This is a genomic window from Bacillus sp. RSS_NA_20 (assembly GCF_020165915.1).
In the GTDB taxonomy this organism is placed as follows: Bacteria; Bacillota; Bacilli; order Bacillales; family Bacillaceae; genus Bacillus; species Bacillus altitudinis.
In genome coordinates this window covers 1,757,201-1,783,328 of the sequence record NZ_JAIUKW010000005.1, presented here as the reverse complement: position 1 = coordinate 1,783,328, position 26,128 = coordinate 1,757,201, and the positions used below count along the sequence as shown (strand labels likewise).

At 41.8% G+C, this 26,128-nt stretch carries 26 protein-coding genes; 17 read left to right on the top strand and 9 right to left on the bottom strand.

The features are described 5' to 3' along the window. The first annotated feature begins 43 nt into the window (after positions 1-43). The 5 genes from LCD32_RS14925 to pdxA all read left to right on the top strand — a co-directional run bounded on the left by LCD32_RS14925 (position 44) and on the right by pdxA (position 6,905). Positions 44-1,447, top strand: a complete 1,404-nt coding sequence (locus LCD32_RS14925) for a sodium:solute symporter family protein (protein WP_008347100.1) — start codon at positions 44-46, stop codon at positions 1,445-1,447. Then, complete coding sequence (locus tag LCD32_RS14920) at positions 1,447-2,622, top strand: sialidase family protein (protein WP_060781397.1); 1,176 nt, start codon at positions 1,447-1,449, stop codon at positions 2,620-2,622. Before LCD32_RS14925 ends, LCD32_RS14920 begins: the two co-directional genes overlap by 1 nt. A 146-nt stretch (positions 2,623-2,768) precedes the next feature. Continuing rightward, on the top strand, positions 2,769-4,553 hold the full coding sequence (locus tag LCD32_RS14915; protein ID WP_224564120.1) for a sigma-54-dependent Fis family transcriptional regulator: 1,785 nt from the start codon (positions 2,769-2,771) through the stop codon (positions 4,551-4,553). Between the two features lie 25 nt (positions 4,554-4,578). After that, on the top strand, positions 4,579-5,925 hold the full coding sequence (locus LCD32_RS14910) for a four-carbon acid sugar kinase family protein (protein WP_060781395.1): 1,347 nt from the start codon (positions 4,579-4,581) through the stop codon (positions 5,923-5,925). Then, a complete protein-coding gene (gene pdxA, locus LCD32_RS14905; RefSeq protein WP_060781394.1) occupies positions 5,901-6,905 on the top strand; it encodes a 4-hydroxythreonine-4-phosphate dehydrogenase PdxA in 1,005 nt (334 codons plus the stop codon). Before LCD32_RS14910 ends, pdxA begins: the two co-directional genes overlap by 25 nt. Positions 6,906-7,139: 234 nt before the next feature. Here the strand turns inward: pdxA and LCD32_RS14900 are convergent, their stop codons facing one another. Further along, positions 7,140-7,886, bottom strand: coding sequence for an SDR family NAD(P)-dependent oxidoreductase (locus LCD32_RS14900; RefSeq protein ID WP_056702701.1), 747 nt, complete (start codon positions 7,884-7,886; stop codon positions 7,140-7,142). 189 nt (positions 7,887-8,075) lie between these two features. Here LCD32_RS14900 and LCD32_RS14895 point away from each other — a divergent pair, with 189 nt between their 5' ends. The 7 genes from LCD32_RS14895 to LCD32_RS14865 all read left to right on the top strand — a co-directional run bounded on the left by LCD32_RS14895 (position 8,076) and on the right by LCD32_RS14865 (position 13,449). Beyond that, positions 8,076-8,645, top strand: coding sequence for a cob(I)yrinic acid a,c-diamide adenosyltransferase (locus tag LCD32_RS14895; RefSeq protein WP_025207953.1), 570 nt, complete (start codon positions 8,076-8,078; stop codon positions 8,643-8,645). 258 nt (positions 8,646-8,903) lie between these two features. Next, entirely contained in the window at positions 8,904-9,299 is a 396-nt protein-coding gene (locus tag LCD32_RS14890; RefSeq protein WP_041091879.1) for a hypothetical protein, read from the top strand. Between the two features lie 15 nt (positions 9,300-9,314). After that, positions 9,315-9,980, top strand: a complete 666-nt coding sequence (gene liaH / locus LCD32_RS14885; RefSeq protein WP_025207951.1) for a stress responsive protein LiaH — start codon at positions 9,315-9,317, stop codon at positions 9,978-9,980. Between the two features lie 111 nt (positions 9,981-10,091). Beyond that, the gene (locus LCD32_RS14880; RefSeq protein WP_045034575.1) at positions 10,092-10,961 is read left to right on the top strand and encodes a DUF4097 domain-containing protein; all 870 of its coding nucleotides are present in this window, start codon (positions 10,092-10,094) and stop codon (positions 10,959-10,961) included. Positions 10,962-10,991: 30 nt separating this feature from the next. Further along, entirely contained in the window at positions 10,992-11,756 is a 765-nt protein-coding gene (gene liaF / locus LCD32_RS14875; protein ID WP_224564623.1) for a cell wall-active antibiotics response protein LiaF, read from the top strand. Next, on the top strand, positions 11,753-12,817 hold the full coding sequence (gene liaS, locus LCD32_RS14870; RefSeq protein WP_007500303.1) for a two-component system sensor histidine kinase LiaS: 1,065 nt from the start codon (positions 11,753-11,755) through the stop codon (positions 12,815-12,817). Before liaF ends, liaS begins: the two co-directional genes overlap by 4 nt. Next, positions 12,814-13,449 (top strand): response regulator, encoded by a 636-nt coding sequence (locus tag LCD32_RS14865; RefSeq protein ID WP_007500305.1) that lies wholly within the window; start codon positions 12,814-12,816, stop codon positions 13,447-13,449. Before liaS ends, LCD32_RS14865 begins: the two co-directional genes overlap by 4 nt. A gap of 42 nt (positions 13,450-13,491) precedes the next feature. On the opposite strand, the gene LCD32_RS14860 is transcribed toward LCD32_RS14865, so the two are convergent. From LCD32_RS14860 to LCD32_RS14845, 4 genes are read right to left on the bottom strand one after another with little or no spacing between them, the layout of a single operon-like run. Further along, the gene (locus LCD32_RS14860; protein ID WP_007500307.1) at positions 13,492-13,860 is read right to left on the bottom strand and encodes a hypothetical protein; all 369 of its coding nucleotides are present in this window, start codon (positions 13,858-13,860) and stop codon (positions 13,492-13,494) included. A 37-nt stretch (positions 13,861-13,897) separates the two neighbouring features. Further along, positions 13,898-15,019, bottom strand: a complete 1,122-nt coding sequence (locus LCD32_RS14855) for a Ger(x)C family spore germination protein (RefSeq protein ID WP_060781390.1) — start codon at positions 15,017-15,019, stop codon at positions 13,898-13,900. Beyond that, positions 15,016-16,110 (bottom strand): endospore germination permease, encoded by a 1,095-nt coding sequence (locus LCD32_RS14850; protein WP_060781389.1) that lies wholly within the window; start codon positions 16,108-16,110, stop codon positions 15,016-15,018. The genes LCD32_RS14855 and LCD32_RS14850 overlap by 4 nt, the downstream gene beginning before the upstream one ends. Next, the gene (locus LCD32_RS14845) at positions 16,097-17,521 is read right to left on the bottom strand and encodes a spore germination protein (RefSeq protein WP_060781388.1); all 1,425 of its coding nucleotides are present in this window, start codon (positions 17,519-17,521) and stop codon (positions 16,097-16,099) included. Before LCD32_RS14845 ends, LCD32_RS14850 begins: the two co-directional genes overlap by 14 nt. Positions 17,522-17,634: 113 nt before the next feature. On the opposite strand from LCD32_RS14845, the gene LCD32_RS14840 reads away from it, so the two are divergent. After that, complete coding sequence (locus LCD32_RS14840; protein WP_003213147.1) at positions 17,635-17,802, top strand: YvzF family protein; 168 nt, start codon at positions 17,635-17,637, stop codon at positions 17,800-17,802. A gap of 87 nt (positions 17,803-17,889) precedes the next feature. Further along, positions 17,890-19,284: a class II fumarate hydratase gene (gene fumC / locus LCD32_RS14835; protein ID WP_060781387.1), complete on the top strand. Its 1,395-nt coding sequence runs from the start codon at positions 17,890-17,892 to the stop codon at positions 19,282-19,284. Between the two features lie 119 nt (positions 19,285-19,403). Here the strand turns inward: fumC and LCD32_RS14830 are convergent, their stop codons facing one another. Beyond that, a complete protein-coding gene (locus LCD32_RS14830; protein WP_017359276.1) occupies positions 19,404-20,282 on the bottom strand; it encodes a TetR/AcrR family transcriptional regulator in 879 nt (292 codons plus the stop codon). Between the two features lie 192 nt (positions 20,283-20,474). On the opposite strand from LCD32_RS14830, the gene spxO reads away from it, so the two are divergent. Further along, a complete protein-coding gene (spxO, locus tag LCD32_RS14825; protein ID WP_008347070.1) occupies positions 20,475-20,639 on the top strand; it encodes an anti-adapter protein SpxO in 165 nt (54 codons plus the stop codon). 21 nt (positions 20,640-20,660) lie between these two features. Here the strand turns inward: spxO and LCD32_RS14820 are convergent, their stop codons facing one another. Both LCD32_RS14820 and LCD32_RS14815 read right to left on the bottom strand, forming a co-directional pair. After that, the gene (locus LCD32_RS14820; RefSeq protein WP_007500323.1) at positions 20,661-21,992 is read right to left on the bottom strand and encodes a sensor histidine kinase; all 1,332 of its coding nucleotides are present in this window, start codon (positions 21,990-21,992) and stop codon (positions 20,661-20,663) included. Further along, entirely contained in the window at positions 21,989-22,663 is a 675-nt protein-coding gene (locus LCD32_RS14815; protein ID WP_008347066.1) for a response regulator transcription factor, read from the bottom strand. Before LCD32_RS14815 ends, LCD32_RS14820 begins: the two co-directional genes overlap by 4 nt. A gap of 337 nt (positions 22,664-23,000) precedes the next feature. Here LCD32_RS14815 and LCD32_RS14810 point away from each other — a divergent pair, with 337 nt between their 5' ends. Continuing rightward, positions 23,001-24,371 (top strand): S1C family serine protease, encoded by a 1,371-nt coding sequence (locus tag LCD32_RS14810; protein ID WP_060781386.1) that lies wholly within the window; start codon positions 23,001-23,003, stop codon positions 24,369-24,371. A 244-nt stretch (positions 24,372-24,615) separates the two neighbouring features. Here the strand turns inward: LCD32_RS14810 and LCD32_RS14805 are convergent, their stop codons facing one another. Beyond that, complete coding sequence (locus LCD32_RS14805) at positions 24,616-25,458, bottom strand: oxidoreductase (RefSeq protein WP_224564117.1); 843 nt, start codon at positions 25,456-25,458, stop codon at positions 24,616-24,618. A 112-nt stretch (positions 25,459-25,570) separates the two neighbouring features. Here LCD32_RS14805 and LCD32_RS14800 point away from each other — a divergent pair, with 112 nt between their 5' ends. Further along, positions 25,571-26,017, top strand: a complete 447-nt coding sequence (locus LCD32_RS14800; protein ID WP_205630558.1) for a YusW family protein — start codon at positions 25,571-25,573, stop codon at positions 26,015-26,017. The last annotated feature ends 111 nt before the right edge of the window (positions 26,018-26,128 follow it).

The window sequence follows — 26,128 nt, the reverse complement described above, 5'->3', positions numbered from 1 at the left end:
AAGAAGTTGCTTCATACGGCTTGCACACAAAGGGGGATTTTAAGTGAATGTCTTAAGCAGTTCTGTCATCACATTTATTTTAATCGTCATTATTCTCTATATTCTGTTTACGACCTGGCTGACGATGCGTTTCCGTAGTAAGTCTAACTCAGAATTTAACAATGCCGCTAAGTCACTTCCAGCTATTGTGGTCGGTATTTTGTTAATGAGTGAATTCATTGGGACGAAGTCAACTGTCGGAACAGCTGAATCTGCTTTTACACACGGGCTTTCCGCTTCATGGTCTGTTATCACAGTTGCTATTGCCTTTTTTATTTTTTCCTTTTTCTTAGTGGGAAAGTTTTATCGAACAGGACAATACACGATTTCAGGTATTATCGATCAAAAATTTGGAAAATCAACAAAGCTTGTTGTCTCTGTCATTATGATTGCAGCCCTGCTCTTAGTGAATCTAGGAAACTATTTAAGTGGTTCAGCTGCCATTGCATCTATTCTTGGCCTTCCTTTAATGACCTGTGCCATCATCACGGCGGTTGTGAGTACATTTTATTTTACTTTCGGAGGAATGAAGGGGGTTGCATGGGTCACGATCCTTCATTCAATTGTGAAGTATGCGGGGATTTTAATTACACTAGGGGTAGCCCTTTATTTAACAAAAGGCTTTGAGCCAATGAAACAAACATTACCCGACCATTTCTTTACATGGGATGGGACCATCGGTTGGGGAACGATTGGAGCTTGGTTTATAGGAAACATGGGTGCCATTTTTGCGACGCAGTTTATCATTCAAGCGATCACCTCGTCGAAAAGTGAACGAGAAGCGAAAAAATCGACCCTGTATGCAGCACTCCTTTGTTTGCCGCTTGCCATTGCGATCGGGATCATCGGTGTCTCAGCCCGTTATTTGTATCCAGACATTGACCCTATTTATGCTTTCCCTGTCTTTTTACAGCATATGAATCCGATTTTGAGCGCTATTGTGGCAACATCGCTTGTCGCATCCATTTTTGTTGGTGTCTCGACGGTTGCACTTGCTACAACCACGTTGATTATTGATGACTTTTATGTACCGAAAAAGAAACCATCACCAGAGCAGCGTATGAAGGTGACTCGGTATGTAGCTGTCATGGTTGGGATTGTGCCGCTTGTGGGGGTCGCACTTGCACCAGAGTTGCTGTCACTTTCCTTTTTTACACGAGCACTTCGAACATCGATTGCAGTTGTAGCAGCAATGGGCTTTTACTTGCCATACTTTAATTCAAATAGAGGAGCAACCATTGGTCTTGCCGCTTCAGGCATCGCCACGACGGTGTGGTATTTACTCGATAATCCATTTGGAATCGATAATATGTATGTGGCCATTATCATTCCTTTCCTAGTTCTGGTGATGGATCGATGGATCAGCCCGCCAGCTAAAAAGGATCAATCACTGAAAGGAGAATTATGATGACAAATGAAGACATCATGATCAAAATAGATGGAAAATTGCGACAAAATGAACAAGACGCAGCTAGAAAAGAAGCCTTTTTACCAACAGATTGCGTGCAAAACCATGCGGCTAATCTCATCGAACTGGATAATGGAGATTTGCTGTGTGTATGGTTTGGCGGTACGCAAGAAGGAATTCCTGATATCTCTATCTATATGTCAAGGCTCAAGCAAGGAAGTAATCAATGGACGAAGGCTGTGAAGCTGTCTGATGATTCTACACGATCTGAACAAAATCCAGTTCTTTTTCAAGAGAAAGATGGCAGGCTGTGGCTGCTTTATACAGCACAATTTTCTGGCAATCAAGATACAGCTCTTGTGAGATATCGTTTATCGGAGGATAGAGGAGAGACTTGGAGAGAGATTGGTACTTTATTTGATCAGCCGGGGACGTTTATACGACAGCCTATTGTTGTATTGGATAATGATGATTGGCTCCTTCCGGTGTTCTATTGTAAAACGATTCCTGGCGTAAAATGGACAGGAAACCGTGATGTCAGTGCTGTGAAGATTTCCTCAGATCAAGGGAAGACCTGGGAAGAGGTCACTGTGCCCAACAGTACTGGCTGTGTTCATATGAATATCGGAAAATGTGCGGATGGTTCCCTGCTTGCCCTCTTTAGAAGCCGGTTTGCTGATTCGATTTATATGAGCCGTTCAGTGGATCATGGACGGACATGGTCTGAGCCAAGAGCAACAGAGCTGCCAAACAATAACTCATCCATTCAATTTACGGTGCTCCATAATGGTCATCTTGCCCTCGTTTATAACCATATCAATGCGGATGATCAAACAGAAAGAAGAGCGTCCTTGTATGATGAAATTGAGGATGAAGGCGATACACGAACGGCTGTTGATACAGAGGCGCGTCCAGCCTTTTGGGGAACACCACGTGCACCAATGACACTTGCCATCTCGACGGATGACGGTGCGACATGGCCCGTCAGACGTAACCTTGAAATTGGCGATGGATATGCCATGACAAACAACTCAAAGGACAAATTGAATCGAGAGTATTCCTATCCATCCATCACAGAAGGAAAAGATGGTAGTCTGCACATTGCGTTTACTTTTTACCGGCAGGCCATCAAGTATGTGTGTGTGAAAGAAGAATGGACTCATCACACGTCTTAACCGCAAGGGATCAGTGTTTCCGTGAATTGTAACCCTCATTTTCTTCATTTATAATTGATGTTTGGAGGGTTGTCTCAATTTGCTAACATTTGGACTCCCTCAACGTATGTCTCACGATGAAGAGATAAAAAATGGGGGTCCTTTTCATGAATATAAAAGTATTAGGTATTGCGCCGTATAAAGGATTAGGCGATGTATTAATCGACCTTGCCAAAGACGAAAAAAGCATCACATTCCAGCTTGAAGTCGGAGATCTTAGGTCTGGTGTTGCACTGGCAGAACAGGCCGAGGCTCAAGGAATGGATATTATTATGAGCCGCGGGGGGACAGCTGCGCTTATTCAAAAACACGTCAACATTCCAGTGGTGGATATCCCTGTGTCAGGCTACGACTTGCTTCGTGCCCTGACGCTGATTAAAGATTACCAAGGGAAAAAAGCAGTAGTTGGATTTGAAAATATTACACAAGGTGTACGCACCATCGGAGAGTTATACGGGATCAAAATTGATATTTATACAATACAGCAAGAGGAAGAAGTGTGGGATCTTTTACAGCAGTTACAGGAGCAAGGGACACAGGTTGTACTGGGTGATGTGGTTACAGATAAAGCGGCCAAGGAGTTGGGGATGCAAAGCATGCTCATTACCTCAGGACGTGAATCTGTCAAAGAAGCGTTTCATCAAGCAAAACAAATGTACCGTTTATATAAAGAGGCGACAGCTGAGCAGCGCCTCTTTCGTGAAATGATTGACCAAGAGTCAAAAGGGATGCTGATCATTGATCAGCACAATCAGCTTTATTTTATCAATCAGCAAATGAAAGAATGGACAGAAAAAGGGTTATTTGCACCGTTTACGTCTCATGTTGATGTGATGGATTGGTGCCCGGCGCTTGAACCAGCAGTAAAAGCAGTTCGAGAAGGAAAACAAAATGGATATTCTCAAATCTCCTTTCAGCAGCAAGTGTGGCATGTCAAAGGAAGCTTATTATCTAAAGATGAGCTACTTTTGACGATTGAGAAGCCTTCTGCTGTGATTAATAGGGAGGGGCAGTCTATATGGACGCTGGCTGCACCTGTTCATTCAGCACATCCATTTGCTCTTTTTACTGAGCAGAGTTCAAATATGAAAGATGTGATTAAAAGGGCAAAGGCGTTCAGCCAAACAGATCGATCGATTTGTCTCTATGGTGAACAAGGAACTGGTAAATCAAGCCTTGCTTTTGCTATTCACCAAATGAGCGAGAGGAAAAATGAGAGCTTTATGACGGTGCATTGCAGCCGTTTGACTGAATTAGATGATGTAAACATAATTCCGGTGCATCAAAAAGGGACGATCTTTTTGAAAGATATTGATCGTGTCCCAATGGCTATGCAGCCCCTCATGGCCGAGCAGCTTATTCATCATCAGCAGAACATTCGCTGGATGGCTGCATCTACAGTTGATTTGTTCAAATTGATGCAATCTGGGGCGTTTCATGAAGACCTATATACGTGTTTGCAGGAGCTCGTCATTCATGTCCCGCCGTTATCTGAACGGGCAGAAGATATTGAGGATATGAGCCGGTTATTTATAGCTGAATTAAATTCTCTTTATGGGACGCAGGTTGTTGGGCTGTCAGCAGAAGTGATTGCCGCCTTTCAAAACGAGCGATTTAGAGAAAATGTCCGGCAGTTCAAGCGAATTATGGAGGAACTGGTGCTGACAACAAAAAGTGGATATATCACATTGAGTAAAGCAAAGCCGGCAATTGAGCAACTGGCTTCTGAGAATGAAGAAAAACAGCTGTCCAGCTATTTACATGGCACGCTTGACGAAATTGAAAGACGAATCATTCGGACGGTGCTGGAAGAAGAAAATATGAATCAATCAAAAGCAGCAAAGCGGCTCAATATTAACCGCACGACGCTGTGGAGAAAGCTAAAGGAATAATATGCAATGAGACCGAGGTGTCTAAATGACAAACGATCTATTAAAAAAAGGAGCGAACTTAGAGCAAAAGGTGATCATTGTGGCTGATGATTTAACAGGCGCAAGTGATACAGGTGTTCAATTTGTGAAGGCCGGTTTAAAAGCCTCTGTGCTGTTCCAGCCGTCATTTGAGGATATGAGCCGGTACAAGGAGGAAGATGTACTGATTGTCGATACAGACTCACGAAGTATGTCTTCTGAAAGAGCGTATAATGAGGTCAGTCAAGTGGTCCAGCCGTTTCTACAAGGGGATTCGCACCTTTTCTTTAAAAAAATAGATTCAACGTTAAGAGGAAATATAGGAATAGAGCTTCAGGCACTAATGGATCTTGGCCGGTTTGATGCGGCAGTCATTGCCCCCGCTTACCCCGATGCGAATAGATCTACGGCCTATGGCATTCATTATGTGGAGGGTGTGCCTGTTCATCTATCAGAAGCAGCGAAGGACCCAAAAACGCCTGTCCTGACATCCAGTATTTCAGACTTAATTGACGAGCAGACAAACATCAAGCCAAAACATCTTTCGCAGCAAGCGGTCTATTCAGAGCTAAACGAAACGAGTCATGACGTTTCATCTTTATTAAAACATGGTCATCAATGGTTTGTGTGTGATGCAGAAACGAACCATGATTTAACACAGATCGTTGATTTGTTTATGAAGATCAATCAAAGAGTGCTTTGGGTCGGGTCAGCTGGACTCGCTGGCGCATTATCATCCTATGTTGCGAAACACCGCAATCTTTCTCATGCAAAAAAGCATGAATCTGTTCTCATCGTTTCAGGAAGTGCTTCTCAAAAAACAAATGAGCAGTTTGCTTTTTTAAGAGAAAAGCACAAATGTCTCGAGGTGAAAGTGAACCCGTTGAATGTATTAAACGGCCGTGAAGCATGGGAAAGGAAATCAGTCATGGATCAGCTGCTCATGCGTCAGGATGAAGATATTCTCCTTTATACAGACGCAAGGCCAGAAATGGTTGAACAGATGTTGGCATACGGTGAAGCGAATGGCATGACAAGACAAGAAGTAGGAAGTACCTTATCTGTCTGTCTTGGTAAGATCACAAAAGACATTGTTGAATTAACAGGGGTGAAACGCCTTTTTTTAACTGGTGGAGATACGGCGCGTGCGATATGCCATGAGCTTGGAGCAGGCGGGATTCAGCTGTTGAAAGAAATTGAACCCGGCATCCCGCTTGGGCGGCTCGTTGATACGAGTGTATATGCGGTCACAAAAGCAGGGGCATATGGTCAAAAAGAATCTGTGCTCCATGCGGTTGAAGTGTTGAAAAACATAGAGGGGGTAGACGAATGGCAAAACCAATCATTGCTGTAACGATGGGAGATGCTTCTGGGGTTGGTCCTGAAATTATTTTAAAAGCCTTCCAGCAAAGCCGTTTACATGAAGAAGCCGTTCTATTTGTCATTGGAGACTCCCATATATTAAATAGGGCGAAAGATTTTGTGAATACACATGTGGAGATTGTCAGTATTAAAGAACCGGAGGAGGCGGAACAAGTAAAAGCTGGTGCCGTTCCTTGTCTTGATCTTCATCTATTAACAAGCGATATTCCAGTAGGAGAGATTTCAAAAGAAGCAGGGAATGCCGCTTTTCGATATCTTGAAAAAGCCATTACACTTGCGAATGACTGTAGAATTGACGGCATTTGTACAGCACCGTTAAACAAGGAAGCACTTCATAAGGCTGGTCATATGTATCCAGGGCATACAGAAATTTTAGCTGACCTGACAGGTACGGACGATTATGCCATGATGCTGGCAGCTCCTAATTTAAAAGTGGTGCATGTGACGACACATATCGGATTAATGGATGCCATCTTAAAAATCAATCCTGAGCGTGTATACACAACGATTAAACTGGCTCATGATACCCTCGTTCGGTCTGGTATCCCTGCACCTAGAATTGCTGTGTGCGGGATTAATCCGCATGCTGGGGAGAATGGTCTGTTTGGAAACGGAGAAGAAGAGGAGAAGATCATTCCAGCGGTAGAACGAGCACAGGATGAAGGGGTTCAAGTATTTGGCCCGCTACCAGCTGATACACTGTTCTTTAGGGCAACAAGAGGCGACTTTGATATCGTTGTGGCGATGTATCATGATCAAGGGCATGGACCAATCAAGGTGCTTGGCTTAGAATCAGGCGTGAACATTACAGTTGGATTGCCTATAATCCGTACAAGTGTCGATCATGGGACGGCATTTGATATTGCAGGAACAGGAAAGGCTGATTCTGCGAGTATGGAAGAAGCCATTCGGCAGGCAATCATGCTTTCTGGTACGAGAGAGAACCGATAGTAAAAGAGAAAGAGCCTTCCAATGGAGGCTCTCAGCGTGTAGACAAACCCTCGCATTCGGTGTCAGTCCTGCGCTTCGGTGCTCACGAATGTCAAATTCGCTCCGCGCCGATGCTCGTCCTTCCTAGGGCTGCAAAGGTTTTCTATCACGCTGAAAAGAAGACAAAGGGTTAAAATAAAGTTCATTTTAACCCTTTGTCAACAATCTGAGAGCCTTCCTATGGAGGCTCTTTATTTAGTTCATATACGTTCCGCCATTCATATTGATGGTTTCTCCTGTGATGAAATCTGACTGATCAGAGGCTAAAAAGGTAACGGCGTTTGCGACTTGCTGCGGTGTTCCAATTGTTTTCAGAGGAATTCTTTCTAAAACAGATCTACGGTATTCATCACTCCACTGTTTGCTCATGTCTGTCTCAATTGGCCCAGGACAGACAGCATTTACATGAATGTGATGTGCTGCTAATTCTTTGGCAAGATGCATCGTTAAGTAATTGATACCTGCCTTTGAAACGCCGTAAGCGGGTGATGCATTGTGATGAGGGGTTTTGCCAGTAGTTGAACTCATGTTGACAATCTTCCCGCCTTGCTGTTTGATCATGTCAGGAATGACTGCTTGACACATGAGAAACGTACCCGTCAAATTAATATCAATTAGTCTTTTCCATTCATCAACAGATGTATCGACTGTTGATTTCCGCAAATTGATCCCAGCATTGTTGACCAATATATCAATCTGTCCAAAATGGTTTTTTGCCTTCTCAACGAGGGAGGTAGCTGTCGCTGGTAAACTAGCATCACCAGCGACAGAAACAGCGCGTGTCTCTTCCTTATTCAGAGAGGAGCAAACGTCTTGCAATAGCACTTCATTCGTTCCGTTCAGCACCACTTTAGCTCCTTCAGAGACAAATGCCTCCGCAATGGCGCGGCCAATCCCTCTGCTTGCACCTGTAATGATTGCTACTTTGTTTTGTAAAATCATCTATCATCCCACCCATCTGTCATAATTAAAAAGCGCTTTCATTTATTATAAAATGTGATGTTTCATCATTCAACATATAAAGTGGAAATGAAGAGGTTTTGAATAAAAGTGTTTCATAATAAAACAAATACATCTTTTCCACTTCAGGGTATACTAAAAGGAACAAGCAATGGATAAGGGGGAACCTCAATGAAACTTTATACAAAAACCGGAGATCAAGGTCAAACAGGCTTGATTGGCGGGCGGGCTGATAAAGATGACGCAAGAGTAGAAGCGTACGGTACATTAGATGAGGCGAATAGTTTGATTGGACTAGCCCATGCAAACTTAAGGCAGCATGGCGAATTGTTTCAAGATATTCTATCTGAGCTGATGGTCATTCAGCATGAACTGTTTGACTGCGGCGGTGATTTAGCAGCGGTGAAACCACCGAAAGAAGGCAAGTTAAAAGAAGAATCTGTCACAGTCCTTGAAAAGCGAATGGACGTGTATGTAGAAGAAGCCGCGCCGCTGACTAAATTTATTTTACCTGGCGGCCAGGAAGGTGCTGCCCTCTTACATGTAGCGCGAACAGTCGTCAGGAGAGCCGAGCGGCATATTGTGACACTCGCAAAGCAGGAGGAAATTCCAGCAGTTACGCTCACATATGTGAACCGTCTATCCGATTATTTATTTGCTGCCGCCCGTATTGTGAATCATCGGCTTGGTGAAGCGGATGTTGAATATGAACGAAGTGCAGATGTGTTTCGTTCTAAATGAGGAAAAGCACTCTTCTAGTCGAAGAGGGTTTACCTACACGCTGAAAAGAAGACAAAGGGCTAAAATCAAGTTCATTTTAGCCCTTTGTCAATAATCTGAGCACTCTTCTAGTCGAAGAGTGCTTTTTCTATAGATTCAACCGCTCAGTCTGAGCCATGTTACGACTCTGGTCGCAATCAAAGATCAATCTACGACACGTTTTGTCGGCTTCCTTTTTTGACTATAGTTAAAGCAAGGAGCAAGAAAGGAGGCATGAAGATGAAAATCACAAGTAAAACCATCATCGGTTCAATCCTGATGTTTATCGGTTTATCCATCTTCTTTGGTGGTTCATTGGGCGGGCTGATCCCGACTTTGATTGGGGCGTGGCTCATTTATGTAGGTGTCAAAAAATATGATAAAGGCAGTAAAACAACAGGGGTCATACTCTCTATTATCGGTGTATTGCTTGTCGCACAGTCGCTGCCATTTTTACTCGGAATCGCATTTGCTGGAGTACTTCTCTACTTTGGCTGGAAGATGATCAATGGTGAATCTGCAAAGGAATCATCCGGCAGAACAACATATATGGAGCCAAACACGGCACCGAACATGAAAGAATCTATGCACACGTCATTTGATCAAGAATGGGAAGACTTTTTAAAGAAAAAATAAAGGGAGGAATATGAAATGGTATTAAGAAGAGTACGTGATATGTTTGTTGCAACAGTCAATGAAGGCTTAGATAAATTGGAGAATCCGCGTGTCATGCTGAATCAATATGTTCGTGATATGGAGGACGATATTGCCAAAGCGAAGCATGCGATCATTAAACAGCAAACCATTCAGCAAGGTTTCTTGAGAAAAGCAGAAGAGACAGAAGCATTTGCTGATAAGCGAAAGAAACAGGCGGAGCTGGCGTTTCAGGCAGGAGAAGAAGAACTTGCACGGAAAGCACTGACTGAAATGAAGTATTTTGAAGAAAAGCACAACGAATATCAAGATGCCTATCAGCAATCTGTTAAACAGCTGAAAGAGCTGAAAGAACAGTTGCAGCATCTAGAAACAAAACTGCGTGATGTTAAAGACAAGAAGCAAGCGCTGATTGCAAGAGCCAATGCCGCACAGGCAAAGCAGCATATGAATGAATCTATGAATAAGGTTGATAGTGAAAGTGCTTATAAAGAATTTCTACGCATGGAGAACCGTATAGAGGAAATGGAGACAAAAGCGGGTAGCTATGCACAATTTGCCGATCAGGGTGCTTATGCTCATCTTGATTACGCTGATGAGGTTGAAAAGGAATGGCAAAAGCTTAAGCGATCAAAGCAGCTTGAGAAACAGCCGGCAAACTAATGGAAATGTGTCAAAACGGAAGAAAAACAGGATTTTTCTTCCGTTATTTGATTTCTTTCTGTTTCGCTTTTCCTTATAATAAAAAGGTCAAAGGATAAAGGGATGATATAAATGAAACGGTTCATTGGTCTAATTTGTATACTTGTTGGTGTTTTTTTGATGATTGGGATGCTTTTCAAAAATGGAGATCTCTTTCATTTGAGCTTTTCTCGTGATAAAGCGGTCACAACAGCTTCAGCGAAAAAGGATGAGGTTGAACAATTAGATATCTCTCTTTCTGGATTTCGCATCAAGGTGAAGCCGGAAGATCGTTCGGATATTTCTGTGATGGTTGTGAATGGAAAAGGGAAAATGTATGCGGAACAAACAGGCGGAACATTCAAAGTCCGTGCTGAAAATAAAGGATTTTTGTTTTTCTCTGCATTTGAAAAAGGAGAACTCTTAGTCAAAATTCCAACAGATTATCATAAAGATGTGAAAATAACAGGTGGAATCGGCGTGAGCGAAGTAAATGGCGAAGGAAAGCTGTCTCTTCAAGATGTGACGCTCAAATCAACGAGCGGAAACCTCACAGCTGAGAACTTCTCAGCAAATCGTGTGGAAATCAAAGCGACTTCTGGCAGACTTTCAGTGTCTCATATTGATGCGAAGGAAAGTGATATTGGTGCCACTTCTGGTCGTGCTGATATTCAAGATGTAAAAGGAAAGCTACAATTAGGCATGACAAGCGGCAGGCTGACAGCAAGCTTTGATACAATTGATTCACCAGTCGACTTTCACATGACATCAGGCAGTGCGAAATTTAACTTGCCAGATGAGGGAGATTTCAAAGTCCAAGTGAAAAAAACGAGTGGACGTATTGATCATTCGTATGATTTTGACCAAGCGGATAGTGAAGGCCGAGGTTTTACAGGCACGCATGGGAAAGGGACACACTTAGTCGATATTGAGATGACAAGCGGAAACTTAAAATTGCGGTAAACAAACGTAAAAAGGAAGGAGGCGAGTCAACTGCGTTTTTCTAGAAATCAAATTTTAGGCATTATTGTGGTGATTTTCGGTATTAATCTTTTTCTCAAAATTATTGGGATTGGGGCAGACCTATTTTGGCCAGTGTTTTTTGCTCTATTTGGTTATTGGCTGCACTCTCGATCTAAACGTTGGCTCGGTTCGGTTTCCTATATTTTTGCAGGCTTTCTCTTCTTGAAATTTCTACTAAATATCACGTTTAGTTTGACTGGGTATTTATTTGCTGCCTTTTTGATCTATGCGGGCTATCGTTTATTGAAAAACAAACCTGTTTTTGATGTCGATAAAAAGGATTCATCAGACGATGGAAAGCCTTCACTGAAATTCAATCTTGAAAAAGAGGGCGATCAGAAGAAAACAAAAAGCCAGGCAAAGCCGCGCAAAGAACATGATTTCTTTATCGGTGAAGTCAGGCTGATGAAAAAACCATTTCAATTAAGTGATTTGACCATTTCAGGTTTTATTGGCGATGTCAAAATCGACTTATCAAAGGCGATTATTGCTGAGGAAGAGAGCACGATCGTCATTAGTGGGCTCATTGGAGATGTCGATATTTATGTACCTCAGGATATTGAAGTATGTGTGAGTGCTTCGGCTGCAATTGGTGATATGAAAATCATTGATGAAAAAAGAAGTGGGTTCGGCAGTAAAGTGTATGTCATGACAAATGATTATGATGAGAGCAAGCGAAAAGTGAAAATCTCCATTTCTCTCCTGATTGGGGATGTGGATGTGAGGTACTTATGAGGAAACTGCATTTAGGCATCCAGTGGCAATCTGTTCGTCTTGCAGTCGGTATCTCGCTTGGTGTTGTCATCATGACGACACTCCCGATGTTTTTTTATTATCAGCTTGATCCCATGATTTTGCTGTCTACGCGGTGGTTCGGCATCCCGTTTTTTTGTATTTTGCTCATTATTAGTCTCGCCATTGGTGTATCAGCGGGGCATGTGTTTGGCTATCAGCATAAGAAGCGGCTGGATCAGCTTGTAGAGTCGATTTTGAAGTTTGAAAATGGGAATTTTGCCTATAGACTGCCTTCTCTAGGTGATGATGAAATTGGTTTGGCGGCAGATCAATTAAATGAAATGGCGAAACGAGTGGAAGGGCAAGTAGCCTCCTTACAAAAGCTCTCAAATGAGCGAGCTGAATGGCAGGTTCAAATGAAAAAATCGGTTGTCTCAGAAGAGCGTCAGCGTCTAGCGCGTGAGCTGCATGATGCAGTCAGCCAGCAGCTATTCGCCATTTCGATGATGACGTCTGCGATTCTTGAAGGGATGAAGGAAAAGGATGAAAAGATTTTAAAGCAAATGCGTCTTGTGGAACGAATGGCTGGCGATGCACAAAATGAGATGCGTGCACTCCTTCTGCATTTAAGACCGATCACCCTTGAAGGAAAAGACTTGAAAAAAGGCTTGATTGAGCTACTCAATGAATTTCAGGCAAAGCAGCCAATTGATATTGATTGGGAAATAGAAGATGATGCTCCGCTGTCTAAAGGGGTGGAGGACCATCTGTTCCGAATTGTTCAAGAAGCCCTTTCCAATGTGTTTAGGCATGCAAAGGCGACAAAGGTGACAGTACGTCTGCTTATTCGGAATCGTCAAGTTCAGTTGAAAATTATCGACAACGGGATTGGTTTTCAAACAGATCATGTGAAGACTGCTTCCTACGGACTTGAATCGATACGAGAAAGAACAAGTGAAGTAGGCGGTGTCGCAGAGATTATGTCATTTGAGGGAAAAGGCACACAAATTGATGTGAAGGTTCCCATTTTTGATGAAGGAAAAGGAGAGAACGTTCGATGATTCGAGTGCTTTTAATTGACGATCACGAAATGGTGAGAATGGGTCTTGCTGCTTTTTTAGAGGCACAGGCGGATATTGAAGTCATCGGTGAAGCGTCAGATGGACAAAAAGGTGTAGAACTAGCGGTTGAATTAAAGCCAGACGTGATTTTAATGGACCTTGTCATGGAAGGCATGGATGGCATCGAAGCAACGAAAAGAATTTGTCAGGAAATAGAGGATGCCCGGATTATTGTACTGACGAGCTTTATTGATGATGATAAAGTGTATCCAGTGATTGAGGCTGGTGCTTTAAGCTATCTTTTAAAAACATCGAAAGCAGGAGAAATTGCTGATGCCATCAGGTCTGCGAGTATCGGCGAACCAAGACTTGAATCAAAAGTAGCTGGAAAGGTCATGAACAAACTCCGCCATTCATCAAATGGGTCCATTCTGCACGATTCGTTAACCGCAAGAGAAATGGAAATATTAAAGCTGATTGCCGATGGGAAATCGAATAAGGTCATTGCTGAGGAATTGTTTATTACCATCAAAACAGTCAAGACGCATATTACCAACATTCTTTCCAAGCTTGATGTAGAAGACCGCACACAAGCGGCCGTGTATGCACATCGCCATAAGCTGATTCAATAAAAAAACAGCTTTCAAATGAAAGCTGCTGGAACATGCACAAAATTAGTCCTTCTGTCCTGTGATTGGACGTTCGGATAGTTGATGGAGCTCAGGAACTGGAAAAGCCTCCTGCTCCTCGGCCGATTTGTCTTCCAGGGTTTTCTTCATCTCGGAAAGCAGTTTGACGCTTTCCTTTGCCACTGCCGCTTTTTTCTCTTGCAAATCAATGATCTGTGAAAGTCCAACAAATAAACCGCCTCCAATCAGAAGGAGCGCAGGGGTTTGTCCATAATAAATCACGATCAAAAATGTGCTTGAAAAGCTGTCGGCTTCAATGAAGAAATCTTCTTTTGATTGCATGAATACCACGACTAACAGAAGTATTCCTAGAATCAAAAATAGAATGCCGGCCGAAAGTAAAGCTCGTTTCATGATTGACACCCTTTTTTTCTTACCATTTTAACATACTCTATAAGGATTGTGTTGCGCCCTTAGTCCCGAAGTCACGGATTTTCACATTTACCTTGTAACGAATATCCGATTCACTAAAAATGTCATCCCAATGTTTCGCTTCTTTTCGGAATTCCTTCGGATAGGCAATACTCGCTTTTTGATAAAATCCACAAATATCTGCTTTGATCTCATGCTGTAATTCCCCGATAAAATCTTTCACATTTTCCTCCAGTCGATGTGCCACGACTTTCTCAATTTCTTGGAGGTATTTTTCATTAAATGCGTTTTCTCGTTCATTCCAATCTTCAGACAATCTTCCATCGAGTTCAACTGACACATCAAATTCATATTTGCCACTGGCTGTTTTATGGGTGTCAATGTTGTGTTTGATTTTAAAGATCTCAAAAGAATAAATGCTATGTTCATATTGGAATTCAATCACTCCGCCTTTAGCGTCTCCAGTCAGCAGGTTGTAGGACTGCACCGCTAAAGGAGAGATGTTGGTGAGAAATCGTTTGTTCTGAATAATCGAGGCACCATCCAGCATTAATTTTCCCTGACTGACACTGACTTTCGGAATGGCAAAGGATACGTTGTTTTGCATGGCAGAAGAAATATCTCCTAAGGAAACGGGCTTGAACATACGAATGGTCGTTTTTGTATTCGAAGAAATATCGTATAAGGTGGAAGCGGCAGGCTGGCCGTCGTCATTGATTTTCAGCATATCTCCAGGCTTCTCAGAAGCCATAAAGACAAGGCTTCCTCTTCGTGTTTCATTGTCCCGAATGAATTGATTGATGACCAAATCGAAATTATTTTCATTGATAAGGTCTTGAGAAAACAAATAAACCCTCAGCTGCTGAGCAAAAATGCGGTGTGTTTTTAGGGCCGTTGTACGAAAAATTTGGTGTATGGAATCACCGCTTGTCTCAATAATCTTCGTCGGATCTTTCACGCTTGATTCTTGCTCAATTTTTTGCGGAACGAGCACCTGCATAGACAGCTTCAATTTATGTCCGTCATCTCCTTTATCTACAGCAAATCCAATTGCCATGTTGAGCTCCTCGATATTTGTACTATCCCAGCACCCGCATAATAGAATCAGTGAGAAGAGCGCAAGAACCGCTTTCTTTTTCATGCTGTTTTCCGCCTCCTTTTGAAAAATACGATGATAAATAAAAGAAACGGGAGTATACCAAATAGAAGAAAGAACAAGTTGTTTACGTAGGTTAAATAGTCTCGGACCGTATCAACATCTTTTGGGAAAAGAGCGGCAAAGAAGATCACAATGCCCATCAAGGCGAGCGCGATTTTTTTAGGGAATTTAGTCAATTTGATGACTCCTATCGTAGCAAAAAACGTATATCCTACAAAGCTCGTATAAAGCTGGACAAGCCAAACAATCAGCAAAAAGGATTCAATCCGTTCAATAAAAATCCCCTGAATATCAAATGATTGAAATAAGGCAATGGTCGGCCACGTCAGAGTCGCCGTTTCTTTCACCGTGAGCGCACCAACCACAAGAATATAGGTGAAAATATAGATGATCGCAGGAATCAAAAAGCCGATGGAGCCATATGCAAAAGTGTGTTTTTGTGTATTCATATAGGCAGGCATGAAAAGCATCATTTCAATGCCGACAAACGAAATGGCCGAAGCATTCAAGGAATTGAAAACAGGGGAAATGCCCTCTCCTAAAACTGGCCGTAGGTTATCGAGCTTAAACTCTTGTACACTAAGTCCGTAGGCTACAAATAAGATGATGAGTGTGACAATCAGAAAAAAAGGGCACAGCCGGGCAAAATCACCAATCCCCCCAATCACAAGGTAAAAACCAACCAAAATAAAGCTGATCATCGTCACGGCTACCGGTGTGTTTTGAAGTAGAAAGAATTTCACCATCTCAGACATGGCTCGTACTTCATAGCTGGCAACGCCGAGAAAGTAAATAATAATCAACAGGTTGGCAAGTGAGCCAATCCATTTCCCAAGTCCTTCTTTTGTATAGTCATAGTAGGAAGAAAAGGAGACCTTTTTCATCATGAGCACATTGACAAAAATGAACACAATGTATATCACACTCATGAGTAAGAGTGCAATCCAGCCGTCAGGTGTAGGCACAGCTTGAGCCATTGATCTTGGCAGAATCATCATACTTGCACCTAGTGTGGTATTGGCGATAATGGCACTTGCCTGATAGCTTGTGATCGACTCTTTATGATTGACCATGTCGTTCCCCTTTCTTTTGATTTTTCAAAGGCAATCTGATGATGGAATTGTCCTCATTTTTATAACTGAACACAAAATCTGGTGAAAAATATGGGGTGCCAAAGCTTTTTTGTCTTGTCAAATGAGTGAGTAAGACGAGCATAAACAGGACAAGTCCATATAAACCGAATGCAGCTGCAGTAAACATGGACACAAAGCGAAGGACACGAAATGATATCCCCATTCCATATTGAGGAAAGGTAAAGGATGCAAGTGCAATGACGCTGACAATAATGACCATAATGGAGCTGACGATATGGGCTTGTACGGCTGCCTGCCCAATGACAACACCGCCCACAAGTCCGATTGTTTGTCCAAGTGGATTAGGAAGCCTTAACCCAGCCTCTCGCAGCAGCTCAATGGTCATTTCCATGATGAGTGCTTCCACAATAGGAGGAAAGGGGACATTCTCACGTGTGCTTGAGATGGAAATAGCTAAAGTTGTGGGCAAAAGACCTTGATGGAAGGACACAAGGGCAATATAAATGGCTGATAAAAACAATGTGAGAAAGATGGACGTAAAACGCAGCAAACGAATCAGAGAGGCGGCGACCCATCTTTCATAATAATCATCAGGTGATTGCATAATCGTCGCGAGGGAAGCAGGGACAATTAAGATAAAAGGTGAATGATCAACAAAGATGGCGACGCGTCCATTGTTTAAAGCAGATGCCACTTTATCAGGCCGTTCTGTGTTTTGAATTTGCGGAAAAGGAGAATACACATTGTCTTCAATCAGCTCCTCAAGAACGCCTGAGTCTTGAATATCATCAATGGTGACTTGTTTGAGACGCTTTTTTACCTCTTTTAAAACAGAGGGCTCAACGATCCCGTCAATGTACATGATCGATACTTGGGTGTATTTCTTTTCGCCGATTTTCATGTCTACTGTTTTGAGATCAGGGTTTTTCAAACGCTGTCTGACGAGAGCTAAGTTCGTGTTGATATCTTCAATGAAACCAATCTTTGGTCCTCTTACGACGGTTTCAGATGTAGCATCTCCTAAATTGCGTTTCTTCGTTCCATGTGTTTCTAAAATATAAGCGTGCTGAAATCCATTAATCAGTACGACACAATGTCCTTGAAAAATAGCATCTACTAGTTCTTCAGAGGTTTTTACCGTACGGGTAGTCATCATCGATAAATTGGATTCTAGCTTCTCTTTTGTTAGAGAGGCATGATCTTGCAATAGCAGCTTTAAGAAGGTTTGAATCTGCATCGCTTCGTTCATTTCTTTAATGTATAAATAGTAGACAACCTGTCCATGAGGCAATGTTTTTTTCTCATGGATCAAATCATCCATGTCCTTTAACTGAGGGAGAATGACAGAGAGATTATCGTATAAGTGCTCTTTCAATGGAGTTTGATTCAAATGGATCACCCGCCTCAATTTCTTTTTCTTAGCATTACCTGCTTGAAAAAACAATATTCTGTGTTACATTATTTTGTGGTATATGAAAGAATCACGGTGTTGGAGGAAAGACGATGGCGCAAATTCGTTTAGCAGGAACAAAAGAGGAGATCGACCGTATTCTACAGTCGTTTGACAAGCATTATGAGGTGACCTATACGTCAAAAGATTACGGAAAAACAAATCCAAAATACAAATATTCCAAAGATGTTCGTGTTTATATTGAACTAAAATTAAAATAAAGATAAAATTTTAATTGAAAACGCTTAAAGGATTTTCGTTTTTTGTATAGAATAGAGTTGAGTGATGAAGCTATGGAGGGATACATAATGACAGAATTTAGAATCGAAAAAGATACAATGGGCGAAATCAAGGTGCCACAGGACAAGTTCTGGGGTGCACAAACACAACGAAGCAAAGAAAATTTCAAAATCGGTTCTGAGAAAATGCCAAAGGAAGTTGTGAATGCGTTTGCAATTTTGAAACGTAGCACAGCGATTGCGAACGAACGTCTAGGCAACTTAGAAAGTGAAAAAGCTGAAGCGATTGCTGCTGTATGTGATGACATCATCAGTGGAAAGTATGACGAGCATTTCCCGCTTGTTGTATGGCAAACAGGAAGTGGAACACAAAGTAACATGAACATGAACGAAGTCGTTGCAAATAGAGCAACTGCTTACTTGAAAGATAAAAATAGTGAATTCAGCATTCACCCGAATGATGATGTGAACCGTAGCCAAAGTTCAAATGATACATTCCCAACGGCTATGCACGTGGCAGCTGTTTTAGCTGTGTACAAAAAGCTATTGCCTGCGATTGACCAGTTAAGAGCGACGCTTGATGAGAAAGCAAAAGCATACCAAGAGATCGTGAAAATTGGCCGTACGCATTTGCAAGATGCAACACCTCTTACAGTGGGCCAAGAGATTAGCGGCTGGGTGTACATGCTTGATCGTTCAAAAGAAATGATTTTAGAATCTACTGAAAAAATGAGAGAACTTGCGATTGGCGGAACAGCTGTTGGGACAGGAATTAACGCACATCCTGAGTTTGGCAAATACGTGGCAGAAGAAATCAGCCAGTTAACAGGTCAAACGTTCAATTCTTCACCAAACAAATTCCATGCGCTCACAAGCCATGATGAAATCACATATGCACACGGTGCGCTTAAAGCACTTGCAGCTGACTTAATGAAAATTGCCAATGATGTGAGATGGCTTGCAAGTGGTCCTCGCTGCGGAATTGGTGAATTGATCATTCCTGAAAATGAGCCAGGCAGCTCCATTATGCCAGGAAAAGTCAACCCAACTCAAAGTGAAGCTTTAACAATGATTGCCGCACAAATCATGGGGAATGATGCAACGATCGGTTTTGCCGCAAGCCAAGGAAACTTCGAGCTGAACGTATTTAAACCGGTCATCATCTATAACTTCTTGCAGTCAGTTGAATTGCTTGCTGACGGCATGAACTCATTCCATGACAAGTGTGCCGTTGGAATTGAACCAAACCTAGAAACAATCGAGAAAAACCTGAATAATTCATTGATGCTTGTGACGGCACTGAACCCGCACATCGGATATGAAAATGCAGCGAAAATTGCGAAGCTTGCGCACAAAGAAGGTTTAACGTTAAAAGAAGCTGCCCTTCAATTAGAGCTATTAACAGAAGAGCAGTTTGAAGAGTTTGTGAAACCAGAACAAATGGTGACACCGAAAGCAAAATAAAAACCAGAGGCCTCTGTGCCTCTGGTTTTTTTAATGGAAACTCCCTGAAATCACAGAAAAGAAGTTTGATTGTTTGTTTTTGTCACAATCATAAACCCAGGGCAAGCAAGCCCTGGGTTTTATAAATGATCTTCTTTTAGAATGCGTAATAAGGAGCCGGAGACCGGCTGAAGCGGTGTGTATAATTTCAATTGATAAAGCATGCCTTTGACGATGACTTGTCTTGGTTTTTGTTTGTTTAACTCGTTTTCTAAAATGCCAAGCGCTTCAAATAAATCTGGCTCGTCTTTCACTTCATAATGTGCTTCTGCCAGTTCTCTTAATTCTTTTAATAGAGATTCTGTGAGCGGGTCAAATGATCGTTCATAAATCGGGCCGAACCAGTCGCTTGCTTGGTCCACAGAAATGAGCGGATGGTCATTGCGCTTCATCATACCGCCCATTAGATCATCAATACGGTGAATCATTGTTGCGGCAAGCTCCTCTGCTTCGAGCTGAAAATCATATAAAATGGCAAGCTCAAAGTAAACGTGACTCATGCCCTCGATCGTTAAACAAAGATCAGCCATATAAGGAATGGCTGCATCTCCATACACTTGCTTAATGTTATCAATGTGCAACTGAATCGTCGCAAGTCGAATTTGCTTTGCGAGCTGCTGCGTTTCTTCGTTCAATGGGAGCGCCCTGTCGCTTAGCTGCATTTTAATAAAATCTTTTTGCTGCAAAATATTATCGTAATAGACAGTGAGCTGTTTCCGGTAGGCCTCTTTTGGTGTGCCGCCCTCTGTTTGAACCTCATGAATCCGGGTAAATACCTTATCGTAATAGTAATGCAAGATCGAAATAAGTAGTGCTTCCTTCGATTTGAAATAAAGGTAAAACGCACCCTTTGACATGTGGCATTCATCCGCAATTTCCTGAACAGACGTTGTATTATAGCCTTTGCTGGCAAATAACTTCATACCAGCCTCAATAATCATTTTTTCTTTCTTTTTCAATATGAATGTCATCCTTTCTTACCGAGCGACAAATGTCTTAGGAAACGTGCGCAAAGAGATGTGACTTATCGGTCATAAACGACAAAACTTTTCAAAAATTAATCAGATTGTAACTTGTTTTTTACAGTGTAATTCTTTATATTATAAAGTAAGGTGACCAACCGGTCAAAAAATGTGAAAGGATGATGTTCCATGAGAGAAATTGATGATATGATTAGACGCTTGAAAGCAAAAGGAATTCAAGTAGAAAAAGTCAAAATGCCGAAAGAGACAACCATTGAAAAGAAATGGATGTATCAAGCTGGCAAGAAGATCAAAGCCACATACCGTGATTTCAATGGGTATTCATTCATCTAAAAAAAGACTGCGGTGTAAAACCTACAGCCTCTTCTTTGGAACAGTGATCGTATAGCGTACACCTAGTTCATCATTTTCAATTGATATGGACGCTTGATGCATTGAAAGAATTCGTTTGACAATGCTTAATCCAATGCCGAATTCGCCCTTTTTTCCCTTACTAAAAGGTTCGTATAGGCTGGATAGCATGTGTTCTTCAATTGGAGGGCCATCATTACGAATGACGATGCGAATTTGATCCTCTTCCTGCTTCATATGAATATCAATTTTATTTTTTGCGTAGCGAAGTTGATTTTCTAATACATTTTCAAATAATTTGCTCCATTGTTCTGGATCGCCTTCAAGTGCAGCCTCATCATCTAAGTCCACGTTCCACTGCAATTCATTTTTCGACCAGCGTAAACGGTCAACTACTTCCAGCATTGTATTACTCACAAGGAAGGGAGAATGCGCCGGATGTTGTTTTGATAAATAATCAAGCTTTGTTAAATACAGCAAATCTTTGATTTTCTTCTCAAGCTTTTCCGCTTCGCCTTCAATCACTTCCACCGTTTGTTCAAGGTCTCCTTTAGGGAAAATTCCATCTTTAATAGACTGCGTATAACCGCGGATGACCATCACAGGTGTTTTTAAGTCGTGTGATATATTTTGCAAAAGCGTTCGTTCTGTTTCATCCTTTTGAATGAGCTTTTGTCTCATTTCTTCAATCGTATGCCCCAGTTTGCCAATTTCATCTTGCCGGTCAACCATCACAGGATCGTCCCAGTCTTCTTGTGCAATGCGTTTGACGTGCTTTTCAAACGCGACGATTGGACGTGATAAGTAGCGGGCGAGCCAAATCGATGGAATCCAGCTTAGTAAAATAACCGTTCCTAAGATGAAAATCAGCTGTTTAAACAGTGTAAAGGACAAGTCATCTCGATAAGAATCGGGTGCATATGACAAGAGAATATATTGTGTATTGCCTGTTGAGACTTTTTTGATCACAAAAAAGATATGCTGACCATTCACTTCTTCAGAATAGCGTTTTGTTGCGCTTTTTTGTTTTTTAACAAAGGACTGCACTTTTTCAATAAAGGCATGCGGGAAAAACTGAGCCATTTGATTTAATTCATCTGACGGAATCAGAATGTGCTGAACCGATCGGTTTTCTGGTGTCGACTTTGGTGAGCCGTCTCGATTCAGAGGGTATTCTGTTAACACTTGCTGCTCGTTTTCGATGTTTTTATAAATTTCATTCGTAAAAAAGCTGCGTAATGTATTTGAAAATAAAATGATCAGGACAATCGAGATGGTGAGTAAAATGCCAGAGATGACAACCCAAATTTGAAAAGCGAGTGGTTTGTTCTTCATCCCTTTAGCATCCTATAGCCAAATCCATAAATGGTCTCGACTTTTAAGTCAGGCATTTTTTTGCGCAGCCGTCTGACAAGATCATCGACCACACGATCTGTCCCGAAGTAATCGTGCCCCCAGATCTTGACGAGGATATCTTCCCGGGAAAAGGCATGTCCTTGATGATGGGTAAATAAGAGCAGCAAATCAAATTCCTTAGACGTTAAATTAATCAGCTGATCTCCTTCATACACCTCTCTTACGTCCTCATGAATGATATAGGAAGAAACGGGTGTGACGCTTTGCTGAGGTGTGTCACTGTTTTTATATACAAGCTCCAGCAGCTTTTGCACGCGGATGATCAGCTCGCGCGGAAGAAAGGGTTTTGCAATATAATCACTGCTCCCGAGTTCTAAGCCAAGCACACGATCAATATCTGCATCACGTGCCGAAATAAAAATGACCGGTACGTCAGGCGAGGCTGCTTTGATTTCTTTAATGAGTGTGTAGCCGTCTGTATCAGGCAGCATAATATCTAAAATCCATAGATGCGGTGGCTTGTTCATGGCCGCGCGTGCCGCTTCTCCGGTTAAAAAAGAGGACACATTCCAATTTTCACTCTCTAAATATTTGGTTAACAGTTCATTTAAATTCTGCTCATCTTCAACTAAATAAATGGTGTACGACAAAGTCTTCCACATCCTCTCAACGTCATTATAACGGGATACAAAGGCGGCATGTCAACAATCACACGCTTTTTTCACAATTTCACATATTCTTCTCATTATTATCCCATAATGTTTGTTTATGATAAGCTCAAGGGAAAAAAGGGCATAGACAAAAGGCTAATGAATAGGTGCTTTTCACCAATGTGCACACCTTGCTTTTTTTCTATGAATAAGTATTATATAATTTGACATATTGTCATAAAGAATTTTTCAATGATATTGCCATTAAGAGGACATGAGTCCTGTCTAGACATATGAATGAAGCATTTCATGAAAATGATGCAAAGGAGTGCAAGCGATGGATTTCCGAAGAGAAGATGAAGAGAAAAAAATGAATGATCAAGAACACACATATCAAGAGAATGAGAAACAAATAGAAGAACCAGAAAAAGAGAAAGAACTCGTTTTTCACCATCATGAAAACGAAGCATCTGCCTCTCAGGAGAGGGTGACAAATGGGTCTCCTCAAGTGATTGATGACCGTTCGTCTAAAAAGGAGAAAAAACGGAAGGCTGCATGGCTAAGTCCGATTCTTGGAGGGATTATTGGCGGCGGTCTTGTGCTTGGCATTACACCGCTTTTACCGCAGTCACAAGATACAGCGGCAAACACTCAAACCCAAACAGCATCAAGCGAACCGGCTTCATCTGAAAATTTCTCAACAAAACAAATCACCAATGCGACGAATGTTGCTGATATGGTAGAAGATTTAGAGCCGACGATTGTAGGGGTCTCAAACTATCAATCTACACAAAACTCGTTCGGTCTTAGCGGTGATTCAACTGAAGCAGAAGCTGGAACGGGTTCTGGTGTCATCTTCAAAAAAGATGGCAAAAAAGCATACATTATCACAAATAACCATGTAGTCGAGGGTGCCAATAAATTAAAGGTCACACTATACGATGGGAAAACAAAAGATGCGAAGCTTGTCGGCAGTGACGTAATGACAGATTTAGCTGTCGTGGAAATAAATGCTGACGGCATTGATAAAGTTGCAAGCTTTGGAGATTCTTCTAAGCTTCGTGCTGGAGACAAAGTCATTGCAATCGGGAACCCGCTTGGTGCGCAGTTCTCTGGTACAGTAACAGAAGGGATTATTAGTGGTCTCGATCGTACCGTTGAAGCCAATACATCATCTGGAACCGTTGAGATGAATGTGCTTCAAACAGATGCAGCCATTAACCCTGGAAACAGTGGCGGTCCGCTGATCAATACAGACGGTCAAGTCATCGGCATCAACAGTTTGAAAATTAGCGAAAGCGGAGTAGAATCACTCGGATTTGCGATCCCAAGTAACGATGTAAAACCGATCGTAGATCAGCTGTTGAAAAATGGAAAAGTCGAACGTCCTTACCTTGGCGTACAAATGATTGACCTTGAGCAAGTGCCTGAAACGTATCAGGAAAATACACTTGGCCTATTTGATAAACAAATCGGTAAAGGCATCTATGTAAAAGATGTTTCAAAAGGATCTCCTGCACAAAAAGCAGGCTTGAAGTCTGGAGATGTCATCATCAAGTTCAAAGGAAAAGATGTAGCGAACAGCTCACAACTGAAAGAAATCCTTTATAAAGAAACAAAAATTGGCGATAAAACAACAATGACTGTCATCCGTGATGGAAAGAACAAAAATCTTGATATTACCCTTGGGCAGTCTGATAACGAATAAAAGAAAACAGGTGGATAATCGATCCACCTGTTAGATTGTTGACAAAGGGCTAAAATGAACTTTATTTTAGCCCTTTGTCTTCTTTTTTTCAGCGTGATAGAAAACCTTTGAAGTCTAGGAAGGACGAGTACTGGCGCGGAGCGAATTTGACATTCGTGAGCACCAGCACGCAGGACTGACAAAGAATGCGAAGGTTTGTCTACACGCTGACAGGTGGATAAGCGATCCACCTGTTTTTTTGTGCCTATTTTTTCGAGGATAGTGTTCGTAAAATAATGTTTTCCCATACATTCCAAGGCAAGAGCTGCTTTGCTATGAATGAAAGCCGAACACCTTTCCCGACAAGATACCTTAGCTTCTTTAGCCGCTTCTTCTCTGCAAGCGAAACCACAAGCTCTGCAACTTCGCCAGGATCTCCATAGTTGTTTTTTTGCGCCTCTATATAGGACATCATGTTTTCATAAATAGCTGTGTATTTAGAACCTTCTGCTGGCGGCGTCATTTGCTCATTCATGGAGGTGTTCCAAATGTTCGTTTGGAAAGAACCCGGCTCAATCAAAGCGGCCTGAATGCCAAACGCAGCCAGCTCAATTCGCAAACTCTCTGTATAGCCCTCTAGCGCAAACTTTGACGATACATATGGAGAGAGTGCGGGCATTCCCATGAGTCCGCTGATACTGCTCATATTCAATATTTTTGCACCGCTCGTCATCAACGGAAGGACTGCTTGTGTCATTTCCATCACACCAAAGACATTCACTTCGAATTGCTCTCGGTACTGATCAACAGGCACCTCTTCAGCAAAACCAGCATAGGCCGTTCCCGCATTGTTCACAAGCAGGTGAATGGGAGCATAGGCATTAAGCCTTTTTTGAAATGCTTGAATGGACTGTGTATCTGTCACATCTAATGCTTCAATATGTATTGATTCGGATAAAGCGGCGTTCTTTACTTCTTCGGCAAGCTTTTTCGCATTGGTTTCCTGTCTTACGCCAGCAATCACAGTGTACCCTTGCTGAGCGAGACGCAGTGTGATGAGCTTTCCGAAACCGCTGTTGGCACCAGTCACAATGGCTGTTTTATTCATCATCCGGTTCTCCTTTTTGTTTTAATCTACCATAGTCTGCTGTTTTATTGAATAACGAAAAGGGGCTTGGAGAAGAATAAAAAACGATGCTATGAAATAGGAGGAAATCATGATGTGCTGGAAGAAGGCGGGACTGCTAGGAGTGCTGTTCTTTATGCTGTCTGGCTGTCGTTCAATCGAACCAATACAACATCCACATGAAGCAGAAGCTGAAAGTCTGTCAGCTATTCAAATGAAGGAATTACCATTTCAGCATTTGCAATTGCACGTACAATATGGACAAAAAAGCGAATTATATGAAGCTACCTATCGTCAAGCTGGTGGAAGAGAAGAAGCACTGATTCGAGATCATATGAATGGTGTCCGCTATGAAGGGGAAGAAGCTTTACGTGAAATGAAGATGAAGCTCAATGATATGTCGATTCCTAGTGCAAAGCTGAACGAAACATATGTCAATGAATTATTATCTGCTTTTAATTTAGATGATGATTATCAGTGGATACGAGTCGATATGAAGCTCGAAGATGGGACCAAACGTGCATTCGAAAAGAAAAAGTAAACGAGACTTTCTCATTTTTTAATTGAAAATGATTTTCAAGATCACTTAAATCTGATACACTAAATTGAGATAAGTGATCTTTTACGTCTGTACATAGACGATATTTACTAT

Coding starts and splice junctions, on each gene's coding strand:
- LCD32_RS14890 (WP_041091879.1), top strand. CDS start 8,904: ATGAAAATCACAAGTAAAACCATCATCGGTTCAATCCTGATGTTTATC.
- pdxA (WP_060781394.1), top strand. CDS start 5,901: ATGGCAAAACCAATCATTGCTGTAACGATGGGAGATGCTTCTGGGGTT.
- fumC (WP_060781387.1), top strand. CDS start 17,890: ATGACAGAATTTAGAATCGAAAAAGATACAATGGGCGAAATCAAGGTG.
- LCD32_RS14850 (WP_060781389.1), bottom strand. CDS start 16,110: ATGGTCAATCATAAAGAGTCGATCACAAGCTATCAGGCAAGTGCCATT.
- liaH (WP_025207951.1), top strand. CDS start 9,315: ATGGTATTAAGAAGAGTACGTGATATGTTTGTTGCAACAGTCAATGAA.
- LCD32_RS14900 (WP_056702701.1), bottom strand. CDS start 7,886: ATGATTTTACAAAACAAAGTAGCAATCATTACAGGTGCAAGCAGAGGG.
- LCD32_RS14915 (WP_224564120.1), top strand. CDS start 2,769: ATGAATATAAAAGTATTAGGTATTGCGCCGTATAAAGGATTAGGCGAT.
- LCD32_RS14820 (WP_007500323.1), bottom strand. CDS start 21,992: ATGAAGAACAAACCACTCGCTTTTCAAATTTGGGTTGTCATCTCTGGC.
- LCD32_RS14895 (WP_025207953.1), top strand. CDS start 8,076: ATGAAACTTTATACAAAAACCGGAGATCAAGGTCAAACAGGCTTGATT.
- spxO (WP_008347070.1), top strand. CDS start 20,475: ATGAGAGAAATTGATGATATGATTAGACGCTTGAAAGCAAAAGGAATT.
- LCD32_RS14880 (WP_045034575.1), top strand. CDS start 10,092: ATGAAACGGTTCATTGGTCTAATTTGTATACTTGTTGGTGTTTTTTTG.
- LCD32_RS14840 (WP_003213147.1), top strand. CDS start 17,635: ATGGCGCAAATTCGTTTAGCAGGAACAAAAGAGGAGATCGACCGTATT.
- LCD32_RS14800 (WP_205630558.1), top strand. CDS start 25,571: ATGTGCTGGAAGAAGGCGGGACTGCTAGGAGTGCTGTTCTTTATGCTG.
- LCD32_RS14860 (WP_007500307.1), bottom strand. CDS start 13,860: ATGAAACGAGCTTTACTTTCGGCCGGCATTCTATTTTTGATTCTAGGA.
- LCD32_RS14920 (WP_060781397.1), top strand. CDS start 1,447: ATGACAAATGAAGACATCATGATCAAAATAGATGGAAAATTGCGACAA.
- LCD32_RS14865 (WP_007500305.1), top strand. CDS start 12,814: ATGATTCGAGTGCTTTTAATTGACGATCACGAAATGGTGAGAATGGGT.
- LCD32_RS14805 (WP_224564117.1), bottom strand. CDS start 25,458: ATGAATAAAACAGCCATTGTGACTGGTGCCAACAGCGGTTTCGGAAAG.
- liaS (WP_007500303.1), top strand. CDS start 11,753: ATGAGGAAACTGCATTTAGGCATCCAGTGGCAATCTGTTCGTCTTGCA.
- LCD32_RS14855 (WP_060781390.1), bottom strand. CDS start 15,019: ATGAAAAAGAAAGCGGTTCTTGCGCTCTTCTCACTGATTCTATTATGC.
- LCD32_RS14810 (WP_060781386.1), top strand. CDS start 23,001: ATGGATTTCCGAAGAGAAGATGAAGAGAAAAAAATGAATGATCAAGAA.
- LCD32_RS14910 (WP_060781395.1), top strand. CDS start 4,579: ATGACAAACGATCTATTAAAAAAAGGAGCGAACTTAGAGCAAAAGGTG.